This window comes from Dyadobacter sp. CY312 (assembly GCF_021390535.1).
GTDB lineage: Bacteria > Bacteroidota > Bacteroidia > Cytophagales > Spirosomataceae > Dyadobacter.
On sequence record NZ_JAJUXG010000042.1, the window covers coordinates 1 to 22,002 of the forward strand.

Below are 22,002 nucleotides of genomic sequence, written 5' to 3' on the forward strand. Positions count from 1 at the left end.
TGTCGCAGTTATTGTTATTGGGAAAGCGCTCTCAGAATAATTCCTTTGAATTGCAGCCAATTGACTCCAATTAGTCACAGTTATAACCTCAGGCGTTATCCCTGTACCACTTATTTCTATAGTTATCGGGTAGGTCATCTCGTATGACGCCGAAGGATAAAGGTTAACCGTCACCCTTAGGGAGTCGCCAGCTGCACACAAACGACTGGGTTTTACCTCCAAGTTTAGTTCTGACGCCACAAAACACGAAACCACTTCCTCATTTCCGCAAGGTGAGGTAACCACCACCCGGTAAGGCTGCCCTGGCTCAATACCCGGTATAGACATAGAACTTAGAGTTGTCGCTGTGGTTATATCCGTATTGGGAATAATAACAGCAGCGGGAGGCTGAGTCTCGCAACTTGTTGAAGAAGACCTCTTTTCCACACGATAAGTGTAATGCGGAGAGCTAAAATCGGTTATTTCCGCACCATTCGGATCTACAAGTTTAGCATTTGGATATGCATAAGTAAAGGTACCTCCGACGCAGGTAACGGTAGGTGTTCCCAATGAAGCTTTGCCTACTGGTTTAGACGGTTTAAGTATAATACTTTGAGTAAAAATATTTCCGCAATTATCCTTTACACGCACAAAATATTTTCCTTCCACCAGTGCATTGCCGAAGCTTGGAGAAGCACCATAAGTTAAACCACCATCCACGCGGTTAGCACCACCGGCAGACTCCGGCCACATAGCATACTGGTAATTAACACCCGCTCCACCGTTATTAAATCCGCCAGTAGCAACGGCATTAATTGCACCAGTGCCTGCACAAGCCATTATTCCAGTAAGGCTCATGCCTAATGGAGAATGAGCATCAGCAACAGTTACCGGAATAGACTTGGCCAGCTCACCTGTGCATAGAAGGGTGAGCGTATAGTCTCCCTCTTCCAAACTGCCAAATACAGGAGAATTCTGCTGAATTTCGCCAGCTATTCCACCTCCGGACAGCTGGTAAATTGTTGTAGTAGCCAAAGTAGGTGCCGTAATAGAACCATTACCCGGGCAAGTTGCGGGCGTAGTGGTGATATCCGTAGAAGTCACATCTCCACAGGTTGCCTGCGCATTGGCAATTTTTACACCTAGGAATAAAAAGAAGGCAACAAACGATGCCATTGTACTTCCTTTGATCACTGATGATAAACTCCAGAAGGCAATTGTTTTTTCTAACATATTGCCCTTACTATTATCTGGGTTTCCAGATAGATTGGTAAAGTACGTCATGATTTTGATTTCAGGATTATTGAGAAAATTGATTGTGAATAAAAAAATGCATTGGACCGAGGTTTTGATGATGGAATAATGTTTAGCTGAAATGTAGCCTTATCAATATGTCCGGGGTAAGAAACAGTTTGTACCACCTTAATCACTCATGATGTTCAACCGTTTCATAAAAAATTAAAGTGGATAAATTCACCATGAGAGTACTGGTTGGTTAGATAAATCATTAAAATAACAAAGCGGCTAATTTGAAAAGCCGCAGATAAGTACACGCAAAGGGACAAAAAAGACGAAAATTAGAAAAGTACAATTAAACAGAATTGGTTTATTGTATTAGCCATCCATCTCGCACCGAATGCACACATTATACTTTCGCAAATTTGGTGGACTATCAGCCGTAAGTCAATACCCAAATTGCCGTATTTTAACGATGTATCCCCTTACTTAAATACCTATTATGAAGTATTAAGCGTTTTCAAAAGTGTCGCTGTTAATCTCCTAATTAATTCACGAACACCACTGCTTATTTGTCTACAAATGTGTCAACAGTCCCTTTTATAAAACAATCAACTTAAACGACTCAAAGGAATAGTACAAAAATACGCACCTCGAACTAGTTCTCATTGATGTGCTTTAAATAGAATTTAGATTATGGTTCTACATACCTGCAAGTATATATTTCGAAGTGGGCAATAGATTATCGACCGATGCAAATGCTGTGTGTATTTTCCTTAATCCCGACCGGGTATCTTTCCGATTTAGCATCAGTTAAGTTGATTCCCTTCAAAAAAATAAGTTTGGTTTGTTTGGGAAAAACTTTCCACTCAAATCTAATATCTCAACCAAGGCGGTCTTGAAAAGACTATCCATCTAGGCCGATGGATCTCCTGCATTGGGATCAGGTTATTAGCAGTGGTTTACTTTTAGGAGCAGTAGTAAACAGAGATATAAAAACCAGACCATTGGTCACAGTAAAGGAATACTAATGCATGGACTGCACAGGTTGCCGCTTCTGAAATGTTGTTGTAAATCTGCCGGGAGCCGTACATTCAAAACCAAAGAGCGGCTTGACAAACAACAGGAACAGGCGCGAAACAACCTTGACTCACAGAATTCTTGGGAGCTGCAAAAGCGAGGAAATAATGAAACAGGAAGCTCCTTGGGCGAGATAAAAGCCAACTTTTATCTCGCTTCCATTTAACAGGCATTAAAAATGTTACTACGGAGTTTATCCAGGTTGGTACGCCCGACAATCTGAGAAAACTGCACCTTAAAAAAGCAGGGAAAGAGGCCTAGGAAGATAAAAAGGCAAGAAAGCGGCTCTTACAAGACTTTCCTGCCATTTTTATGTAAATCGATTAAGAGCTAAAAATCAAAACGAAGCTACATAGTCATAAATCAACTGAACCTTTTTCGTCAACCCCAAACGAAAATCCGGTCATATTTTTTTAGCAAGACCCATCTTTACTAATAAATCCCTTTTCTTGTGCTTCATCATTGAAAGGGAGTTGGTTTTACCCCATCTGGAAATTCTACTTGCCACGCCTTGTATATATATTATTCTACCCTAGCTCCTTCGTATTATTATCAACCTGCGATTTCAGATCAATGATATTATCCACTTTAAGTTTTTTGTAAATCTGCATTTTAATGGTACTTACCGTTGATGTTTTAATCACCAGTGAGTCAGAAATTTCAGAAGTCTTCCGTCCCTTGACTAACAGATCCGCAACCTGCCTCTGCCGCTTGGTTAAAGCATCCTTGGCTACCCGCTCAGGATGTTTCCTTAAAGTCCCGTTAAAATGAGATAGTATATAACGGTCCCTAATATATTTATTACCAGCTAATACAGTTGCTAGACATTCTAATATCTCATTAACGTCATTGTCCTTTTTTAGGTAGCCCCACATCCCCAATGACAAATATTCAACAATATTATCTGTTTTTTTGCTAGCCTCGCATATAATAAGTTTGGACTTTGCGAGATGCTTTTTCAAATTTTTACCCAAGCTAATTTCTCTAAACTCCTCATCAGAATTCAATCCAAGAATTACAATATTTACTTTTTCAAGACGCGATTTGTAAAATTCTTTAAAACTGAAATATTCAGCTACCGTTATTTCACTATTAAAATCTTTGACAATCAGGGAAATTCCTTTTCGAAAGATAGGATGCTTGTCTATTATTACGATGTTAAGCATATAATTATTTTTTAAAACCATTTTACCTTAGCGATTTATTCTAGTCGCGTTGAATCGTCCTTTTGCAGTCAAACAGTTACTAATGAACCATTTTTTGAAGATCATGAGCAATAAATATCATTAAGTTGAAATAGAGACAATTAAGATGTAAAACCCTGAAATAGTGAATCATACCACTACAAATACACGAGAGAGCAGGTCAATGTTTTTCTACATAAAGATAGCTAATAGAATTAATTTATAATATAGACATGTGTATGATATGTAATTTTTTTTATGTAAAAAGTACAAATATTTAATAAAAACCTTAGCATTAATAGTCTCGTTTAGATTTAACAATCACAGTCAATTGTGACAATCGAAGGGCACCACGGATTAACGTTACCTACCCGTCCAAAAAACTTATATTCCCTTTTCAGGACACATACTTATTTGTCGATTTGAATATCTGTCGCTACTGGCTCCTCAATTCATATTGTTACCAGCCAGGGAGAAGAAGTGAATATAAATCAACATTCTTTGTAACCATTATTTATTTATAGTGGGCTCAATAATTTATTTCATAAACTTTATTCAGTTCCAAGTTAGAATTTACAAGAAGCTAAAGCATTGTTCAAATGGGCACACTTCTATCTTTGACAGTTATGATAAGTGTTATAGAAAGTTGCCTTTTGTACAAATGCCGCTAGGTTCTTTCTATGGCACTTGGGTCAGTCCCAACGGTAGGCAAAAAGTAAAGTTGAAGCCAGCACTCTATCCCAGCCAAGTATTTATTCTCCTTGTGGGTGATACCATATTTAACTGCTTCGGTTTCGGGAAATTTATCCTACAACCTTTCTGATAAGGGAACCCGGTAATTCAATAATGTTATACAAATCTTCAAGTTTTCCTCTCATCTGACCCAAAGAAATGTGATCGAAAGTGATTAGTCAAATCCCACTAGTTGTACTTTCATCACCTCGAAAACAGCTTTTACTTACTCCGACTTACAATTCCAAACCGTTATACAAGTCTGGTCATAAATATATCTTTGTGATTTCATTCAATGATGTAATATTTACATGTCCTTTTTATAGACTTAATGTAGGTTCTCGTCGGTTGAATTTATAAGGACCACATAAAAATAGTACACCCCGAATTAATTCAGGATGTACTATATCTCTGCTATTTACTAATCACTACCTTCTGCGTTGAGCGGTTTCCATTTTTTTCCTGGATCTGTATCAGGTATATCCCGTTCACCAGCGACTTAACGTTAATACCAGAAGTTGGCAGTCCAGCAGTTTTTTGAACAACCACACCGGAAGTATTAATTAGCGAAACCTCGTTAACCAGACTTGCATCCACCCCTTTCAGGAAGACCACATCCGCCACCGGATTAGGATAAACGGTAATCCTTGTGCCTTCAAATTCTGCACTCTCAATCCGACTGTAGGCAAACGTAGCATCCTGGTCCACCATTTTAAGGCGGTAATAATTACTACCAGATGCAGGATTCGGATGCGTGAAAGTATAAGACTGTCTCACATTGCTCTCTCTGTTCGAAGCTACCTGACCTATTCCTACCCAGCTTTTTGTATCAAGGCTGTGCTGAATCTCAAAATGATCGCTATTCACTTCCTCGGTAGTTGCCCAGGTAAGGTTAGCTTGAGCACCCTCCTTTTGCACTGTAAACGTTGTTAACTTTATAGGCAAAACAGTGCTTGATGAAGTGTACGCAGAAGTGTTATCATTGGTGGTACTACTATTAACCGCACCTGGAGCGACCACATTCACATTTAAACCATTTGCTTCGCTTCCCGGCGAAGATAAACCCGTGGAAACTAGGTTAGAGATAATTACTGCGCCTCCGGAAGCAGGTGCCCACACAGAATTCAACGTACCAGTTACTACGTTTGTACTAGGATCATAAACCCAAGTAAATCTTGACGCACCTCCACCAGAAATATCAGTTAGAGGATTAAATGTAGCAGATGGTTTCAGTAATGACAGTGATACAGTAATCTTTACCGCAGCACTACTGGTTGAGGTTCCATTATTAGCTGTGTTAAAAGATACCGCAATTCCTGTTGGTGCAACAATTGGTGATGGATTAACAGCAGCTCCATTAACGACGGGATCAGCAACTGCCCAACACAAACTAGGAGCAAATATGGATATTATCCCCAAAAACAGGAATATATTAATTTTCTTTTTCATATTTTTTTCAATTAATTAAAACGCGATTATTATGGTTTGTATACGAGGGTATCGTCATCCGCATTATTGGAGTCATCTACCTCTCCACCACTACCACTGTCAATAAATGTTGAAATAACAGTTGATCCTTTGGTCGCACCTGGATTAAAAGTGGTTGTAAAACCGGCGGCCAATCCACCACTTGCTGGAATAACTTCATTGGTTGTTAGTATATAATATAGAGGGTTTGAGTTGTCAAATATCCATTTACTATTATTCACAACCTGACCTTTTACGTTCACATCTGCAGGATTAAAAGATAAAATATATGTTGGATCCTTTAGTATGTAAACTGTAATTAAACCACTGGTTGGCACATCATTAAATTCATATACATTTAATATGATTCCTAACTTTGTTGAGCCGATGATTGTAGCAGGCAAAAATGAAATACTTGGCGACAAATCCGGTACTTTACCGTCTACCAGTATATGTAGCGTTGCATTTGCAGTAGCTCCTTGTGCATCAGTAGTAGTGTACGGGAAATCAACTTCGCCCGTAAATCCTGGCTCTGGAACGAAAGTGTAGCTTCCGTCTGCCGCCAAGGTCAAGGTTCCTTTACCCGGTACCGTGGTTGTCTGAGCAGTTACAGTTTGAGTATCGCCTTCTTTATCCGTATCGTTTGCCTTCACACCGTTTGCCACAGACACAGTAAGTGTTGTGCCCGCCTGAGTAGTAACATAATCGTCAGCTGCCAAGGTGTTATTCGTGCTACCATCACCCGAAACCGTGATGATCTGATAAGCAGATGCACACAACGCAGGCACATGGGTGTCGCAAACTGTGTATTTAACTGTGTCCTTTCCTACAAAACCTGTTGGTGGCGTGTAAGTGATCGCACCGGTGGTAGTATTTACAACCGCTGTTCCACCACTACTTGTATTTCCAGCAGTTGCTCCATTAAGATCCGTAATTGTAACCGATCCCGGAACAAGCTGTACATCGTTGTCGCCAGGTTTGTCGTTAACCAATGTATTAATCGTCACCGGTGTATTGACCTTCGTAGAAGCAATATCTGTATTAGCAACCGGAGGATTTTTTACAGCCGGATCGTCGTTTAAAACCGTAATTGTAAGTAACTCATTAGGGCAAGGTGTTGCTCCACCAAGTGCGCAAACAGGCACCAGGAATTGATAAACACCAGGCGTATTGGTTACGAAGGTATAAGTCCCGTCGGGGTTAATAGTTGGAACTGCACCATTCGGATTGGTAACGCCAGGAACGGATGAAGCACTACCGTAGGTTGTACCTGCCACCACCTGATCATTTGTGGATACATTTCCTGTTACAGGTACGTTCACCAACGTAACATTGAAATCCGGGTTGGTAACGTTACACAATAGACCCGCTCCGCTAGCAACGCTTCTGGTGTCAACAAACGCTCCATATACATCTACGTATTGATCAATAGCCTGCGCCAGAGAACCAACTGATATTTTAATTTCATCAAAAGGTTTCGTTGCATAAAAACCAGGATTGTAAAAATTCGTAGGTGTTCCAAACCATTGAGTCAGTAATGAAAAATCAAACAGAGAACCGTTAGATTTCACTTCCTGCTCCATACCATTAAGATAAGTCGTGATGGTAATGTTTGTAAACAAACCGGCCGAAATAAGAAACGGGTTCTTTTTGATTGTAAAACCTGCGAAAGTACCCACTGGGAATGTTGTAGCCGGAACCGCAACAGCGAGTGAGTTCACTTCTGCTCCGCTTGCAAGATTGTATATACGTGCATAATCAGCAGTACTTTTCGTTACTGCGTTCCAAGGAGCTTTTACTTCGCAACCTGCACAGGCAACGCCTTTCGTTCCTGTTTGTTCAGCATCAATGACTGCACCATGATCTTCTGCGTTTAAATACGCATTAAAGTTACAAGTCAACTGAGTCGCACAACTTTTTTGAATATAGGCACGGTATATTTTAATGGTTCCAAGGTCTACCCCTGCAAGGTTAGCTACTTCCAGCTGTACTTCATCAAAAGGCACCTTGCTAATAATCCCAACAATTTGGCGGTTAGAACCACCTGTTACCAGTGAAGTAGTAACACCAGCCATTAACGAAGTTCCTGTTCCACTTTGAACGATGGTTCCGTTATTGTAAAGATTGATAGTCATTCGAGCCAGAACCTCCCCTGAAAGCAACGTGGCAGACTCAATATCCAAACCGGCAAAGGATTCAGCCGGATACGTTTCCAATGCATTCGCAACCGCAACTTTCGCCGTCGAACCCACACTCGCACCCATTACCAGGGTAGCAGGTATTGCAGTGGCTGCGTCTACAATGTTTTCAGAATTATTAAGCTGACAAGCTACGCATCCCAATGCGTCAATAGAGGTATGTACTCCATTCACATAAACAGGATAACCCGGGTTTGTTACAGCCGTAAGTTTGTTACAAACAAGTGGGTTTTCGCAAAACTTCTTAAAAACAGCATTGTATATTCTGGTTGTTCCAATGTTGGCTTTTATAACTGAGCTAGTCGTGATTTTAACCCCGCTAAATGGTTGCGTTGCTAAAAAACCCACCGTTTGTCTTCCGGTTCCATTCAAAATCGAACTATTAGCAGAGATAAGACCCGTGTTGCTAGTAAAAGACTCTATTACGTGCCCATACTGATCTGTAGTAGACAACGTAAGACCGGACAATGCCTCCGCACCAATTAAGTTCGGATTTTCAATATCAAATCCGGCAAATGTGTTTGCAGGATATATCTTCGCACCATCGGTTATCCCATACGCTGCAGTGGTAGCAATATTGGCAGGTATTACCAGTTGCGTATAATTGTTTGCATCCGCATCAATTGCGTTATCTGCATCAACAATATCACACTGTGCACAAATAGCAGAGTTAATGCTGGTGTTACGTGCATCCACAAAAACCGGATATGTAGGTAAAACCATTTTTGTATTGGTATTACAAGCCAATGCCGGGCCTTCGCAGAAGTTCTTCACCACCGCTCCATAAATGCGTATTGGTGCCAACACCGAAATTCCGGCGGCATTGGACGAACTGAATTTTATTTCATCGAATGCAAATTGTGTTTTAAAGCCAGTAATTATCCTTCCTGTGGAAGTGAAAAATCCTCCATCGACCAAACCACCTCCATCTGACACAGCTTCCTGCTGAACCCCATTCTTAAATGTTGTTATTGTATGAGTTACCCCAATTGTTAACTGAGCCACCCGATCATCCGCGATGTCGAATCCGGCAAAGCTACCCGCCGGGTAAACCGTCTTGGCATTTTTTACTGAGATACCCGCCGTAGCTCCCAAAGAGCCTAACATATCAATTTGAGCAAAATTATTCGGATCAGCATCCACCAGATTTGCAGTGTTTTTTACTGTACAGTTAGCACAGAGTACATTTGAGAGACCGCTCCCAATCTGGTTAACATAAACTGGGAATACCGGATTCGCCCATTGCTCTAGCGTGTTGCAAACTCTCGGCATTTTTTCAGGGCAAAATTTAGTGACTACTGCATTGAAAATTTGTGTAGTTCCCAGATTGATACTTATTGTTTGTTGCTGATCGATTTGAATCCGATCAAAGTTTTTAGTAGTCACAAACCCAACCGTTGCACGTCCTGCATCATTAACAACGTTTGCGGTCAGTGAGCCACTGTTCCCTGAATATTCTTCCTGTAATGTTGTTCCCAAATACGTTCTGATTGTAAGCGACCCAAGTATGGAAGCTCCAAAAACACCCGTATTTTGAATGTCAAACCCGGCAAAATAGCCTGCCGGATAATATCCGTTATTACTTTTAACCGTTAATCGCATACCGCCTACTGCCGAAACAGCAGCTACAAAAGTAGCGGCATCGGTGGTACTTGCACTAACTGCATTTACCTCATTTGTAACCGCTCCAAGCGAAACGCCGTAAGGACCCGTCCATGTTTGTGTACACGGAAAGCCGATAATTGGCACACAACCTGAATTTCCAACTATACTAAATGAATAATTAGGTAAATTCATTCTGGTAGGCGTATTACATACCAGCTTACTTGTATCGGGTGATACCACCTGTGCCATACCAGACCCCGCCAAACAAACCGCAAGGAACAGGGCAGCAAAGAGGCGGAATGCGTTGTGTTTAGGGGCGCTCCAACTCGTGAGCCCCCTTCTTTGTATTTGTTTGTTCATTATTTAAAGGATAAATTATTAAAATGATTTCTTCAAGTCAAATAATATGACTTATGGTGGCACTTTTTCTCTTTTCATGGTTTCTCACTTTATTCTATAAGAACAAGTGTTCGACGAAAGAAAATTATATGGGTAACACGCCGTTATTTAAAGGCTTATTCTAGGCTCAAAAAAAATATTTTAGGCAAAAAAAAATGTGCTATTTTATAGAATATTGTTCACGAATAATTACACAGACAACCTTACCTAGTTCAGCCTAAAAGGCCCACAAGCACACCAAATCGACATTACGGTCAAAATATTATTTGGCAAAGAGATAACTAAATAGAATAATTTCAAATTTTTGAAGTAGATATAGAATAATAAATTATAAAAAAAACAGAGTTGCAGAATGCAATAAAAAAGAAATAAAAATGCACAATGCTATGTTAAAAAATACGGCATTGAATGGACATTATTCTATAAATAAATACTACAAAAAAAAATTAATGTTTAAAACTGAGATGTATATACGTAACAATCCTTGACTCAACATAGAAACGTCATTAATCCGCTACCTGCTAAATAAGACAGGTCTCCTCCCTTAGAACCGGGTTCTATGTTAAAATGCAAGCGAAAAGGTATATTTGTTTCAATTTGCCCATGTTAGATGAAACGGAACGGTGCACCCAGGGAGAGCAATAGGTCACAGATAGCCTAATCGACAGAAATAAATATTCGGGCTGACAATTGTCACCCTGGCCCCGCTTTTACAAGCAGTCGGAATGAGTGTAAGTCTGTTTCATATCAAAAGGAAAGGCGCCCCCAGGCTCGGAGGAGCAATTATTTGCAACAGACTGTATTCTGTCACTCCAATCAATGAGTTATTATGCAGGTTTCACGTATAAAAAAAACAGTCTCATACGCCATCTACGATTATTTACTTTCCAATCGCCCAGCATTTCATCAAAAATTCTGGTCTTTCTTAAATGTAGGTCCGGAACAACATTAAAAAATACCAGTTGTCGGGATCAAAAAATGATCCCGACAACTGGTATTTTTAACTACTTGATTATCTGATAATGATCACCCTATTAGTGTGTACTGTGCCCCCAATTTCTGTAATCCTAACGGTGTAAATTCCAGTAGCCAGTTTGGATATATTTATACCAGTAGGTGAAACAGAGCTTGCAGCATAAAGCGTTTGCCCAAGGTTATTGTGAATGGAAATCCATTTCACATTCTTACTCTCAATTCCAGTGACAAAAAGTACATTATCAACAGGATTAGGATAAACATGTACCAATCCCTGTTCAAAGCTAATACTTTCAATCCGACTATATGAGAATGTAGCATCTTGATCAACCATTTTAAGACGGTAGTAATTAATTCCTGCTACCGGATTAGTATGTGTATAATTATACCTGTTCAATTCCTTGCTTTCACCGTGGGATTTTACTTGGGTTACTACTTTCCAGTTTTTGCCATCACTACTATGCTGAATCTCAAAGAAGTCACTATTTACCTCCTCAGTGGTCGCCCACGTCAGATGCGCCATTGTTCCTTCTTTTTTAGCATCGAAACCGGTAAGTTTCACCGGTAAAGTACATGGAAGAGATGGATCAGACTGCGAGGTTCTGGTGTCTACAAATGCCCCGTATACATCCACATATTGATCCACAGCACTCGCCAATGATCCTACCGAGATTTTAATTTCATCAAAAGGTTTCGTTGCTACAAAACCAGGGTTATAAAAGTCTGTGGGTGTGCCGAATAACTGGAACAAAACACTCAAATCAACCAAAGCCCCATCACTCTGGGATTCCTGCTCAACTCCATCAAGGAAAGTGGTGATCGTGATACCGGTAAACAATCCTCCTGCAATGATGAATGGGTTTTTCTTGATGGTAAACCCTGCGAAGGTACCGATCGGATAAGTTGCAGAAGTTGTGGCTACGGCAAGAGACCCGGTTGCAAGCCCACTTCCCGAGTTGAAGATACGGGCAAAATCTGTTGTACTGGCAGAAACTGCATTCCATGCGTTGTCGACCTTACATGCAGCGCAGGCTCCTCCTGTGAAACCTGTATGAGCCGCATCGATCACCGCTGAGTTGTTCGGATTGGTGATGTAATAGGTTGCGTTACATGGTATAGCTTGTAAACATGAAGTCTGAATGTAGGGACGGTAAATTTCCACCGTTCCCAGGTTTACGGATCCGATCTGCGAAATACTTATCTGCACTTCATCAAATGGTACCTGGGCAATGATACCGACGATCTGTCGGTCATTTCCTCCTGTTAAAATGTCCGATGATGCAGCAGCAAGCAGTGCAGTCCCCGTTCCATCCTGCACTTTGGCACCATTATTCCATAAGCTGATTGTGATACTACCCGCAACCGCCGCTGAGAACAGGCTTGAACTCCTGACATCAAAACCTGCAAATGCACCTGCCGGATAGGTTGTTATTGCATTGGCAACAGAAACACTCGCTGTCGCGGCTGCTCCGCCTACCATAATTATAGAAGCAGGGGTAGATGCGGCTGAATTAACAATATTCTCTGAGTCATTGATGCTACATCCCACACAGGCTCCTGAGCTAATACCCGTATTTTTAGCATTAACATATACAGGGTAAGTGGTGTTGGCAATCTCAGTAAGCGTATTACAGGTAACATCTGCTTCGCAGAATTTTTTAATTACAGCAGAATAAACCAGAACATCTCCCAGGTTGACACTTGGCCCTTTGCTTATCTCAAACTTAATTCCGGTGAAAGGTAGACTAGCGAGAAATCCAACTGTCTGACGGCCTGTTCCACTCACAATACTAGAGGATAAGGACATCAAATTACCCGAGGTTGTAAAACTCTCAACAACTTCACCTGCTGCATTAAGCGTGCTTATGGTAATATTATCCAGAAAACTAAGGCCAGCGAAATTTGGATTCTCAATATCAAAACCTGCAAACGTATTGGCCGGATAGGTATTACCTCCATCCTGAACGGCAACAGAAGCCGTTACCGCGCCAGAGGCAACTGTTGATATGGTTGCATAATTGGCACCGTTATCATCAACCAGATTATTCAGATCATTGATAACATTGTTAACCGCGGCACCTGAGTTAATTCCGGTGTGACGCGCATCGTTGAATACCGGAAAATTGTTTCTAACCAAAGGTTGTGAGGCATTACACGCATCATTAAAGGTCGGACAGAAGCGTTCGATAACAGCATTGTAAACGCGTACTTCGGAAAACAGGCTCCCACTAACGACCGTTCCAATGGTATAGCGCACTTCACTGAATGGCTTGGTAGTCTTGAAACCGATCAGATATCTTCCGCTGCTGTTTAAAAACGTTCCGCCCAAAACGCCGCCATCCGAAAATGACTCTTGTTCAACCCCGTTTGCGTCATAAGTAGTAAGGATATTTCTTACCACACCTGCCGCCGTTGCTACATTTACATTTTCTACTTCAAACCCAATATAAGTGCCCGATGGATAACCACCTGTTTCTTGTGATTTTACGCCAAGATAAAGACTTGAAATACCCGAAAGAGTTTGCTGTATGGTGGCATAATTGTCAGAGTTGTCATCAATAACTGCTTCCTGATTCTGGACACTGCAATTCAAACAACCCAGGGCTGTCACATTCGTGGTGGTATAAACAGGGTAATTGATGTTGGTGCCATCCCCTTCATGCAGATAGGTTGGGGTATTGCAGGCGGCATTCGCAATTGGGTTATCGCAAAAACGTTTGATGACAGGGTACTGGATTGTTACTGTTGAAATGAAGCTGACACCAACGCCGAGCACCGAATACCTGAATTCATCAAAATCTACGTTTGGCACAAAACCAACGGTAACCGAGCCATCCAAGGCGAGTACTGACCCCGCTGCCAGCTGAGCGGATGTGGCTGAGAAAACCTCGACCCCATTACGGTATGCGCTTAATGTACCCAGATCCAACAAGCTTCCTCCGGCAAGGTTATTCGAGGAAATTTTAAATCCAGCAAAAGTACCTGCGGGATACTCAATGTATTCGTCTTTTACCCTGACTGTATAGGTCAATGCCAGACCTGCCGTCACAAAAGAAGAAGTGGAAGCGGTACTGGCATCTTCAAGATTGGTCAAATCTGTCTGAACAGGTAATACATTTCCTTGCCAGAAACCAAGTCCACTGCCCCAGGAATCCAGACCCGGACCTACAAGGGGCGTAGAAGTGTTGCAAGCAAAAGTACGTGTGTAACGTTTCAGATAGGCAACCCTGACCTGGTACGTTCCGGTAGGTGTACCGGTAATGGTGCCGATGGAGCTGTTTACTGACAGACGGACTTCATCAAAATCTTCGTAGGCATGGAAAGAAACCTCCGTAGCATAAGCTTGTGAAAAAGTTTCCTGCTGAGTACCTGCTTTAAATGTGCTAATCGTTATGGTAGCAGAACTAAAATTCCCACCGAAGCCTCCGCTGATTGTACGTGCAAGATGGAACCCTACTGTATAACCTGTACTCGGGGTGGTCCTGTAAAGATTACCGTCAGATACTGAAATAGATCCTGCCAAGGTACCGGTACCGGTTCTGCTAAGTGAAGCGAAATCGCTTGTATTGGAATTGGTAAGGTTACCTGTATTGGTCCAAAGGCTTTGCGGATTCCCTTGTGTTGCGGTTGCATTTACTGTACCAAAACCGCCGTCAATTCCTCCACCAATTACCCAGGGGGTCTCCGCTCCTCCCGGAGGTACCTTATTATCCTGTGCCGTTACAAATGGTTCCAAAATAAGCAAAAATAACAGCGACATAAAAAATCCGGTAAATGACGCGGAATTTCGTTTTTGCCATAAAGTGGCCGAGATAGACTCGTTCAAGCCGAAGCGAATTTTCTTGATATTACCAGAACTAACTGTCAGTTCCAATAATCGTAATATTGTTTTCATATTATTAGAATATTGAATTGATGAAAGAAATGATATAAAATAACCAATATAAGGGACGTAATAGTCCAATTAAGTTATAAAAATATTTCTATATAATAAAACTATTTTAGTATTAATTTAGTCGTATTCTATAAAATCACTTCCATTACTTTGCATTTGTATTTTAAACTGTATTAGTTTACCATTTGGTTAACATTGGTTACATTTTTACCTGTGAGTTATTCAATAAATTAGGGCAAAAATTGCTGGACTGGCTTCACTCAAAATCATCTACTACAATGCCATTGTTTAGCTTATTTGTTAATACTTTAATCGTAAGCATCATTGCGCAAAGGATCTGCCACAAGTCATAATGCTATTTCATCAATGTAACCCTGTGTCTGGAAATCATACCATCACTAGTGTCAATACGGATCAGGTAAATTCCCGATGCAAGCAAACTTAAATCGATCCCCTTAACCGGAACAGATTTGAGATCCAGCATTAGTCCTCCGCTAATATTGCGTACCTGCGCTCTTATTATTTCACTATATACAATAGAGGAGGGGAGGAATCTTTCGGATACGGGACGTGAATACAAAATCAAACCCTCCTCTCCCGCAATTCTGATGCTACGAACATAACTATACGTAAACGAGCTATCCGTATTGATGAATTTGAGACGATATAAATTATTACCAGTCCTAGGGGTTTGGTGTTTAAAAGTATACTTCTGGATGGCAGTCATCAGGTTATCAACTTGCACTTCCCCAATTTTTCGCCACATTTCCGGGCTCACACCGTATTCAATGGCAAAGAGCGCCACATTTTTGTCCTTGTCTACGGTCCATTCAATTTGGACTTCATTCATTCCCTGAGTGGCTTTAAAAGAAATAAGGGAAACAGGACTTCTCTCTGACGAATGGTTAGCATCTACATTCGGTTGAATTTCTTGCAAAGTAGCTATTCCAGAGGAGGCGCGCTCCGAAACCGGAGCCTGGGAAAATGCCAGATTGGCAATGGTAAGTAATAGAATAATAAATTGTAGCCTTTTCACAGTATATATAAAAAAATGATTCTTACAGCTTTCAACCCGGGAGGTTTTTCGACTTTCATTGTGCTCAATCATGCGTTAAATAGTTGGTGAAGCTCTCTGGAATCGTTGTTAATACCAGATCAAATATGATCGTAACTCAGATTTGCATACGTCGGTCAATAACCTGGGGTTTATTAACTGGGGTTTATTAAATTGAACACTAAATCGTCAGATCAATGTGTAGCAGTTATTTATATCAATGTCCAGAATTCGGAACTTCCTGAAATATCTGGACGAACCAGAAAATGTCGGTTCTATCTACATCAATTGAAAATTTATCCGCGCCTTTTATGGAATAACCACCAATAACCCCATTAGAAATGTACATCGTATAAAGCAACTGGGCTTTGCTTTTTTTATCGTATACTTTAATGCCAGTAATTTTATAGCTAGGCTCCTTTTCGATCTTGAACGCTTCAAATATTTTCATGTCATACAAAAATCTTCGCCGGTACCTCACATTGGGATCATTCCTGATTCCGATAAGCAAACCTATATCAATTTGTTCCTGGAGACATCCGAACTCAGCAGGCAACTGTTTCAGCACGTTTTTCAACAGTTGAATTTCCCAATCGCGGATCCTTAGTCCTTTGAATATCTCGAACATTGTGTGCGTGATGATGTGTGAATAGTACGGATTTTTAACTTACAAAGTATTTTCATAAATACGAACCTTTAGACCTTTTCAGGCCGGAAGGTTCGTATCTTTTGTTGTCAATAAGTTTTATCTGCTTACAACAATTTTATGCGTGCTTACTCTACCATCCGAATGGCTAATTTTTATCAGGTAAATACCCGCAGAAAACGCCTTGACATTGATCCCATCCGGTGAAATAGCGCTTGACTGATAAACGGTTTTTCCGTTCATATTAACCATCGTAACCCCATTTACATTTTTCGTCTCCAAATCCTTTATCTTCACAACATCAGATGCGGGGTTCGGATAAAGTATTATACTGGAGCTACTTTCTCCAAACGACACACTCTGTATACGGCTATAGGCAAAGGTTGCGTCCTGGTCCACCAATTTTAAGCGGTAGTAGTTGGTGCCGCCAAGTGGGGCGGAATCCGCAAACGAATAACTGACTGTGCTTTTGCTTTCTCCGGTTGCATCCTTTTTACCAATTGGGTTCCAGTTTTTTGCATCAGAACTCCGTTGTATTTCGAAATAGCTGGCATTGGTTTCTTCGGTTGTTGACCAGGTAAGTAATGTTACATCGCCTTCTTCTGAAGCAGTGAATGAAACCAACGTTACCGGTAGCGGGGAGGTTACACAAACCACAAGTGGCGAATTGCTGATCGCAGCACAATCTCCACCAATATCCGTTATTGTGGTGCCGGCAGCAAGCGTTGGTGCGGCATTGCCGTTGTTCGTATCGTAATTAACCACATAGATCTTATAGGTGCCTTCCGCTGACGGTGCGGTTATCGGACTTGCATTGGTACTGGAGATAATAACATCTGCATTGTCGGTAAGCACATACCTGGTTTCGAAACCAGCATCTGTATTCTGCCCCGTTGCGGAAAATGCGATTGGGGCTCCGGTTGTTACACAGTTGTTAATCGCAGTAGCTACACAAAAGGCCAATGGGGCGTCGCTGGCTTTTGCACAGGATCCACCAATAGCGGAAATATTTGTTGCTGGCGACAAATCAGGAGGAGTTCCTCCAGTATCATAGTTTACGGCATATACCTTGTAGTTCCCATCCGTAGCCGGTGCCAAAAATCCACTGCTGACGTTCTGTAATATATTACCGGAATCATCTGTCAGGACGTATTCGGTGGTGTAACCTGTGGTTGTGTTGTTTCCGGCGGTGCTGAAGTTGATGGCCGTGCCAGGACTAACACACTGAGCGAACCCGGACAGGGCACATATGCTCAGGGTTATCATTGTCAACATCACACCCACCCCAGGTACCCATTTCTTTAAATAATGTATCATACTTATATTGTTTAAATGATCGAGACCGGTTATTGACGTGTAATCGTACCCGCGTCGGCAGGGCAACAATCTTGTGGTGCCGGCTGAACCGACTCTGAAATAGCAGTTGCAGAACCGCAGTTGGGTGCATTGAATGCAGTTACATAATAAGTAATTGGCCACGGACTTGAGTACGGATCTGTCGGAACACCGTACGGAACACCGCTTACTAACCCCGTCGGATCAATGGTTACAGCTGTAGGAGTTGTTGACCCTTCAGGAGTTACAGTATAAGTTAGTGTTGGGTCGTAGTTGGTGATGGTAAACGATCCCGTAGGAGTAGCACACGTAGGTTGCGTTACCGCGGACAATACAGGGGTGTAGGAGAAACAAGAAACAACACTTCCGGAGCAGAGTAGCACTGATGCACCATTCAGGTCAGTATTTCCTTGTGTATGTTCCAATGTTAGCTTTGTGAACGGGGAATCAGCATGTACTACAAAAACCCCACCTGCCGAATTCGAACCGTCTGACGACTGGGAACCTGAGGATGTAAATGTGGAATCGCTAAGTATACCCAGGCAATAATTTGATGACGTAACACTTGTATTCCCGCCATTCGTAGACCATACGACCTTCTCCACTCCGTCCGCAGGCGTATCATGCATGCCCCCAACCCAAAATACGATGTCGTTTACAGGACTTGAAAAAACGTATGTTCCTGATGTTAGCGTGGCTCCGTCTCCATAAAACTGACTAGTCGATGGCGCCGATTGGCCACAAGTAACCGGTGTCCCGTTGTGAAAAAAAGCACCCCCGTAATAATTAATTATAACGCCGTTTGCCGTTCCCGGGTAGGAAGTAACCGTGTTGGTACATGTTTGAGCTGAGGCATTTTTGCCAGCAAGGATAGCTACTGTACCAACGATAATAGCCGAAAATCTTAAGTATTGTATAATCTTTTTCATGATAATGTTTAAATATTTATTTTTGATATGAAGGGATTGTCTTTTTTGGGCAAACCGCTTATTGTGAGAGTTTTGCTATCAGGTGGGTGCCTTGCTGATCATTATGATTTATGTTATAGGTAAAAAGTGCAGACGGTCCTTCCGCCCGCACTTTTGGATACTACCGAAGCCTCATGTTGAGTATTGTGAAAGAGTTAAACTGTCTGTCTTTATTGCTTCACAACCAATACCCGTGAACTTTTTTCAACTCCATTTCTTAGTTTAGTCCGCACGACATAGATACCTGCCGAAAGTTTGTCTACATCAATTCCTTCCACAGGGAAAGCGCCTGCCTGGTATAAAACCCGGCCCGTAAGATCCGTGAGCGATACTTCGCTCACGGAGGCAATCAAATCAGGATTCAGGAACAGTTTCTCGGAAGCAGGATTGGGAAACAAAACCGCATGATCATCTGAATTTCCCGTCCTCACGTGCTGAATGCGGCTGAACGTAAAACGCGTATCAGCATCAATCATACGCAATCTGTATAAAGCATCGCCGGGTGTGGGGTTGGTGTGTGTATAGTGATAGTTTTGTACAGAATTGCTTTCTTTTGAGGCAAAAACGGCCCCGATCTTTTTCCATGATTTTCCATCAAAGCTGTTTTCAATCTCAAAGCGGTCACTGTTACTTTCCATTGAAGTTGCCCATGCGAGCACAACGGTTGTTTCTACCTTTTTTGCAGTGAAACTGATCAGTGTAACAGGCAGAGCGCTTTTTATACCGGCATCAATGTTCAGATTAAATTCATTGTCAGCCAGGGTTATCACACCCGTTTTTCCGTTGGTATCTGCATCGCTGTTTCCCGCATCGCTGGCACTTCCGGCAGAGGTGGTGAAACTATATCCTGAAGGTAAATTACTGAATCCAATAATGTAATCTCCTTCCAAAAGATTTCCAAAGTAGTAACGGCCAGCAGCGTCTGTGGTGGTGGTATCAAGCGGGGTTACGCCATCTCCTGCATATAAGATCACCTGCACTCCCGCCACACCTGTTTCCGCGTCATCCTGCAAGCCATTCATATTACTGTCCATCCAGACAAAGTTGCCGATTCCCGAATTGTATATAGGTTCACCACAGATTTCACTGTTGAGATTTACAGTGGCAACTTTAAAAATACAGCCATTCCAGGTGATCACACAGGTGTACTTGCCATCATCAGCCGAAGAATATGATGGAAATACGAGATCTTTTGAAGTTGAAATCTCTACGCCATCTCTTGTCCATGAATAACTTGCACCTACTACGTCTTCTGCACTCAGTGTGTAATTCTGACCCTGGCAAGGCTGTTGTGTATTGGTTACCTGCCCTGCCTGCGGCGCCCTTACAAATATCTGGATTTCAGAAATATTGCCACACTGGTCAGTGACCTTTACATCGTAAACTGTTTCTGCTTCCAGAGAATCAACTGTATACTTATCGGGAACAGCGTTCCCGATGGTAATGAATGTACTATCCGTCGTCTTTTTCATTTCCAACTTAAAGGGACCATACCCTGCGAATTCAAAGACAACCAATCCCGTTGGTGCCGCCATGATCCGGTTATTTCCCCCTCCACCTCCGCACTTCTGAGTCACACCAATCACGGGAGGGGTAGGTTCGCCCCCAACTGTGGTATTCAAATAATAATATTGACCACTACAATTAATTTCGATCCAATAGTCTCCCGAAGGCAAGTTCAAAAAACTGTTGGAGCTCTGAGGATCCATTGAATAAATGCCAGAAGGCGGTCCGGCGATAATCTTATATTCGGCTGTTGGTTCCGACTCTGCACTGGATTTGACAACAAGTGACCCAACCGGTGCGCAGTTTGCCGGGGTCATAATTGCATAAGCAGTGTCTATGGGAGTAAGACACTGGGAATTAACCGTGCTTGGGATTTGAAACAACATAAGCAGTAAAACTGCAAACTTCACATTCATCATCCATGCTGCACGCCAACGCAGCGATTTTGGCGCATTTATATCTTTGGTATTGATTTTCATAAATTAAATTATTGATTGTGTTGAAACCCTCACATTGAAGAGGAAATAAGAATTTTGCTCACAAGTGATCAGGAAAACCACAGGCTTTAAGTAGAGAGTAGCAGCAGCGTCTAAGCTTCTGATTTGAACACTTCCTGAAGTTGGATTACGTTATTTACCTTCATTTTTAGAAAAACATTTCTTTTCATGGTGCTGACAGTCGAAGGCTTGATATTCAGCTTTTCAGAAATCCATTTGGTTCCGTTTCCCTGGGTAAGGTATGACGCCACCTGGTTTTCACGCGGACTAAGCCGTCTGTCCTTTTGTGATTCCGGAAATCTGGGCGTTAGCAGCGTGTTGCTTATCAGGATTTCCAGCACAGCAGGTGCCAGATAGATCTTCCCTCCCAATACTTTCTCAATGCAGGAGGCAATTTCGCCGGAAGGGTTTTCTTTCAGGATGCAGCCTTTCACTCCCAATTTCAGATACGCTAAAAACTTCCCTGAATCCACATGCTGATCGTATATGACCAGGGGGACGGACGGATACGAAGCCAGGCAGAACTTCACAATGCGCAAATTTTCCTGCACTACGCATTCATTTACCCCCAGAATGATCAGGTCAGGTGTCGGAAAATCCTGTTTTGAACGGGCGCTGTGAATGCTCGTGCTTCCGAAAAGAGATGCTTGCCCGAACTTCGCGCCGAGAAAATGGCGTAAACCTTCCAGAGCTATTGGATAGTTGTCAATCAATAAAATCTTAGACATGACTAATACCTGATTTTTAAGTTAGTGTGATGAAAGTGTCAATAAAACGATTCAAATAATCTTGTAACGATAGTATATATACGACAATACAATTGGGTTGTTTTTAATAAATAATCCAGCCTAAAACGATAGCGGATTTATGAGGATACCATGCATGCTCTGAAAGGCGCGCAGCTGCTTCATTAAACTTCGCTCTGGTTTTCCGAAACCCTGTCCAGCGCCTGAACCAGATCTTTGATGTGATCTATATTCAGCTTCTTGAATATGTTCTTTTTAATCGTGCTGATCGTCGAAACTTTCCGGTTCCTATGATTGGCTATACTCGTAATGCGGTCGCCATTGGCAAGAGACCTTGCTATTTCATATTCATTGCTGGTGAGGCTTTTGACCGTGTGTTTCCTGAGGTGATTGGTCGGCAGCCATTTTGGAAGTAAAACCTCCATTACTTCATTGCTGATAAAGTTTTTACCATTCTCAACCTGCGAAATACATCTCAGCAATTCGGGTCCGTCGGAGCT

The 22,002-nt window shown here is 41.9% G+C and carries 12 protein-coding genes; all 12 read right to left on the minus strand.

From position 1 onward, the window contains the following. A partial coding sequence (locus tag LZG71_RS29900) for a hypothetical protein (RefSeq protein WP_233826887.1) occupies positions 1-1,212 on the minus strand: 1,212 nt, incomplete at its 3' end. A 1,610-nt stretch (positions 1,213-2,822) separates the two neighbouring features. Then, positions 2,823-3,461 carry a response regulator transcription factor gene (locus LZG71_RS29905; protein ID WP_233826889.1) on the minus strand — a complete coding sequence of 213 codons (639 nt, stop codon included), beginning with the start codon at positions 3,459-3,461 and terminating at the stop codon, positions 2,823-2,825. Between the two features lie 1,164 nt (positions 3,462-4,625). Then, positions 4,626-5,660 (minus strand): T9SS type A sorting domain-containing protein, encoded by a 1,035-nt coding sequence (locus LZG71_RS29910; protein ID WP_233826891.1) that lies wholly within the window; start codon positions 5,658-5,660, stop codon positions 4,626-4,628. A gap of 29 nt (positions 5,661-5,689) precedes the next feature. Further along, positions 5,690-9,841 carry an Ig-like domain-containing protein gene (locus tag LZG71_RS29915; protein WP_233826893.1) on the minus strand — a complete coding sequence of 1,384 codons (4,152 nt, stop codon included), beginning with the start codon at positions 9,839-9,841 and terminating at the stop codon, positions 5,690-5,692. Positions 9,842-10,892: 1,051 nt separating this feature from the next. Next, positions 10,893-14,750 (minus strand): T9SS type A sorting domain-containing protein, encoded by a 3,858-nt coding sequence (locus tag LZG71_RS29920; protein ID WP_233826895.1) that lies wholly within the window; start codon positions 14,748-14,750, stop codon positions 10,893-10,895. 355 nt (positions 14,751-15,105) lie between these two features. Further along, positions 15,106-15,786 carry a T9SS type A sorting domain-containing protein gene (locus LZG71_RS30655; RefSeq protein ID WP_233826897.1) on the minus strand — a complete coding sequence of 227 codons (681 nt, stop codon included), beginning with the start codon at positions 15,784-15,786 and terminating at the stop codon, positions 15,106-15,108. Positions 15,787-16,021: 235 nt separating this feature from the next. Beyond that, positions 16,022-16,432, minus strand: coding sequence for a hypothetical protein (locus LZG71_RS29930; protein WP_233826899.1), 411 nt, complete (start codon positions 16,430-16,432; stop codon positions 16,022-16,024). 117 nt (positions 16,433-16,549) lie between these two features. Further along, on the minus strand, positions 16,550-17,767 hold the full coding sequence (locus LZG71_RS29935) for a T9SS type A sorting domain-containing protein (RefSeq protein WP_233826901.1): 1,218 nt from the start codon (positions 17,765-17,767) through the stop codon (positions 16,550-16,552). Positions 17,768-17,796: 29 nt separating this feature from the next. Next, on the minus strand, positions 17,797-18,714 hold the full coding sequence (locus LZG71_RS29940) for a hypothetical protein (protein ID WP_233826903.1): 918 nt from the start codon (positions 18,712-18,714) through the stop codon (positions 17,797-17,799). A gap of 209 nt (positions 18,715-18,923) precedes the next feature. Further along, positions 18,924-20,738, minus strand: coding sequence for an SdrD B-like domain-containing protein (locus LZG71_RS29945; protein ID WP_233826905.1), 1,815 nt, complete (start codon positions 20,736-20,738; stop codon positions 18,924-18,926). 110 nt (positions 20,739-20,848) lie between these two features. Then, a complete protein-coding gene (locus LZG71_RS29950; RefSeq protein WP_233826907.1) occupies positions 20,849-21,484 on the minus strand; it encodes a response regulator transcription factor in 636 nt (211 codons plus the stop codon). Positions 21,485-21,666: 182 nt separating this feature from the next. Beyond that, a partial coding sequence (locus LZG71_RS29955; RefSeq protein WP_233826909.1) for a LuxR C-terminal-related transcriptional regulator occupies positions 21,667-22,002 on the minus strand: 336 nt, incomplete at its 5' end.

What these genes read in the sequence shown, in the direction of transcription:
- LZG71_RS29905 (WP_233826889.1), bottom strand. Translation starts at nt 3,461, where the DNA reads ATGCTTAACATCGTAATAATAGACAAGCATCCTATCTTTCGAAAAGGA.
- LZG71_RS29910 (WP_233826891.1), bottom strand. Translation starts at nt 5,660, where the DNA reads ATGAAAAAGAAAATTAATATATTCCTGTTTTTGGGGATAATATCCATA.
- LZG71_RS29915 (WP_233826893.1), bottom strand. Translation starts at nt 9,841, where the DNA reads ATGAACAAACAAATACAAAGAAGGGGGCTCACGAGTTGGAGCGCCCCT.
- LZG71_RS29920 (WP_233826895.1), bottom strand. Translation starts at nt 14,750, where the DNA reads ATGAAAACAATATTACGATTATTGGAACTGACAGTTAGTTCTGGTAAT.
- LZG71_RS29930 (WP_233826899.1), bottom strand. Translation starts at nt 16,432, where the DNA reads ATGTTCGAGATATTCAAAGGACTAAGGATCCGCGATTGGGAAATTCAA.
- LZG71_RS29935 (WP_233826901.1), bottom strand. Translation starts at nt 17,767, where the DNA reads ATGATACATTATTTAAAGAAATGGGTACCTGGGGTGGGTGTGATGTTG.
- LZG71_RS29940 (WP_233826903.1), bottom strand. Translation starts at nt 18,714, where the DNA reads ATGAAAAAGATTATACAATACTTAAGATTTTCGGCTATTATCGTTGGT.
- LZG71_RS29945 (WP_233826905.1), bottom strand. Translation starts at nt 20,738, where the DNA reads ATGAAAATCAATACCAAAGATATAAATGCGCCAAAATCGCTGCGTTGG.
- LZG71_RS29950 (WP_233826907.1), bottom strand. Translation starts at nt 21,484, where the DNA reads ATGTCTAAGATTTTATTGATTGACAACTATCCAATAGCTCTGGAAGGT.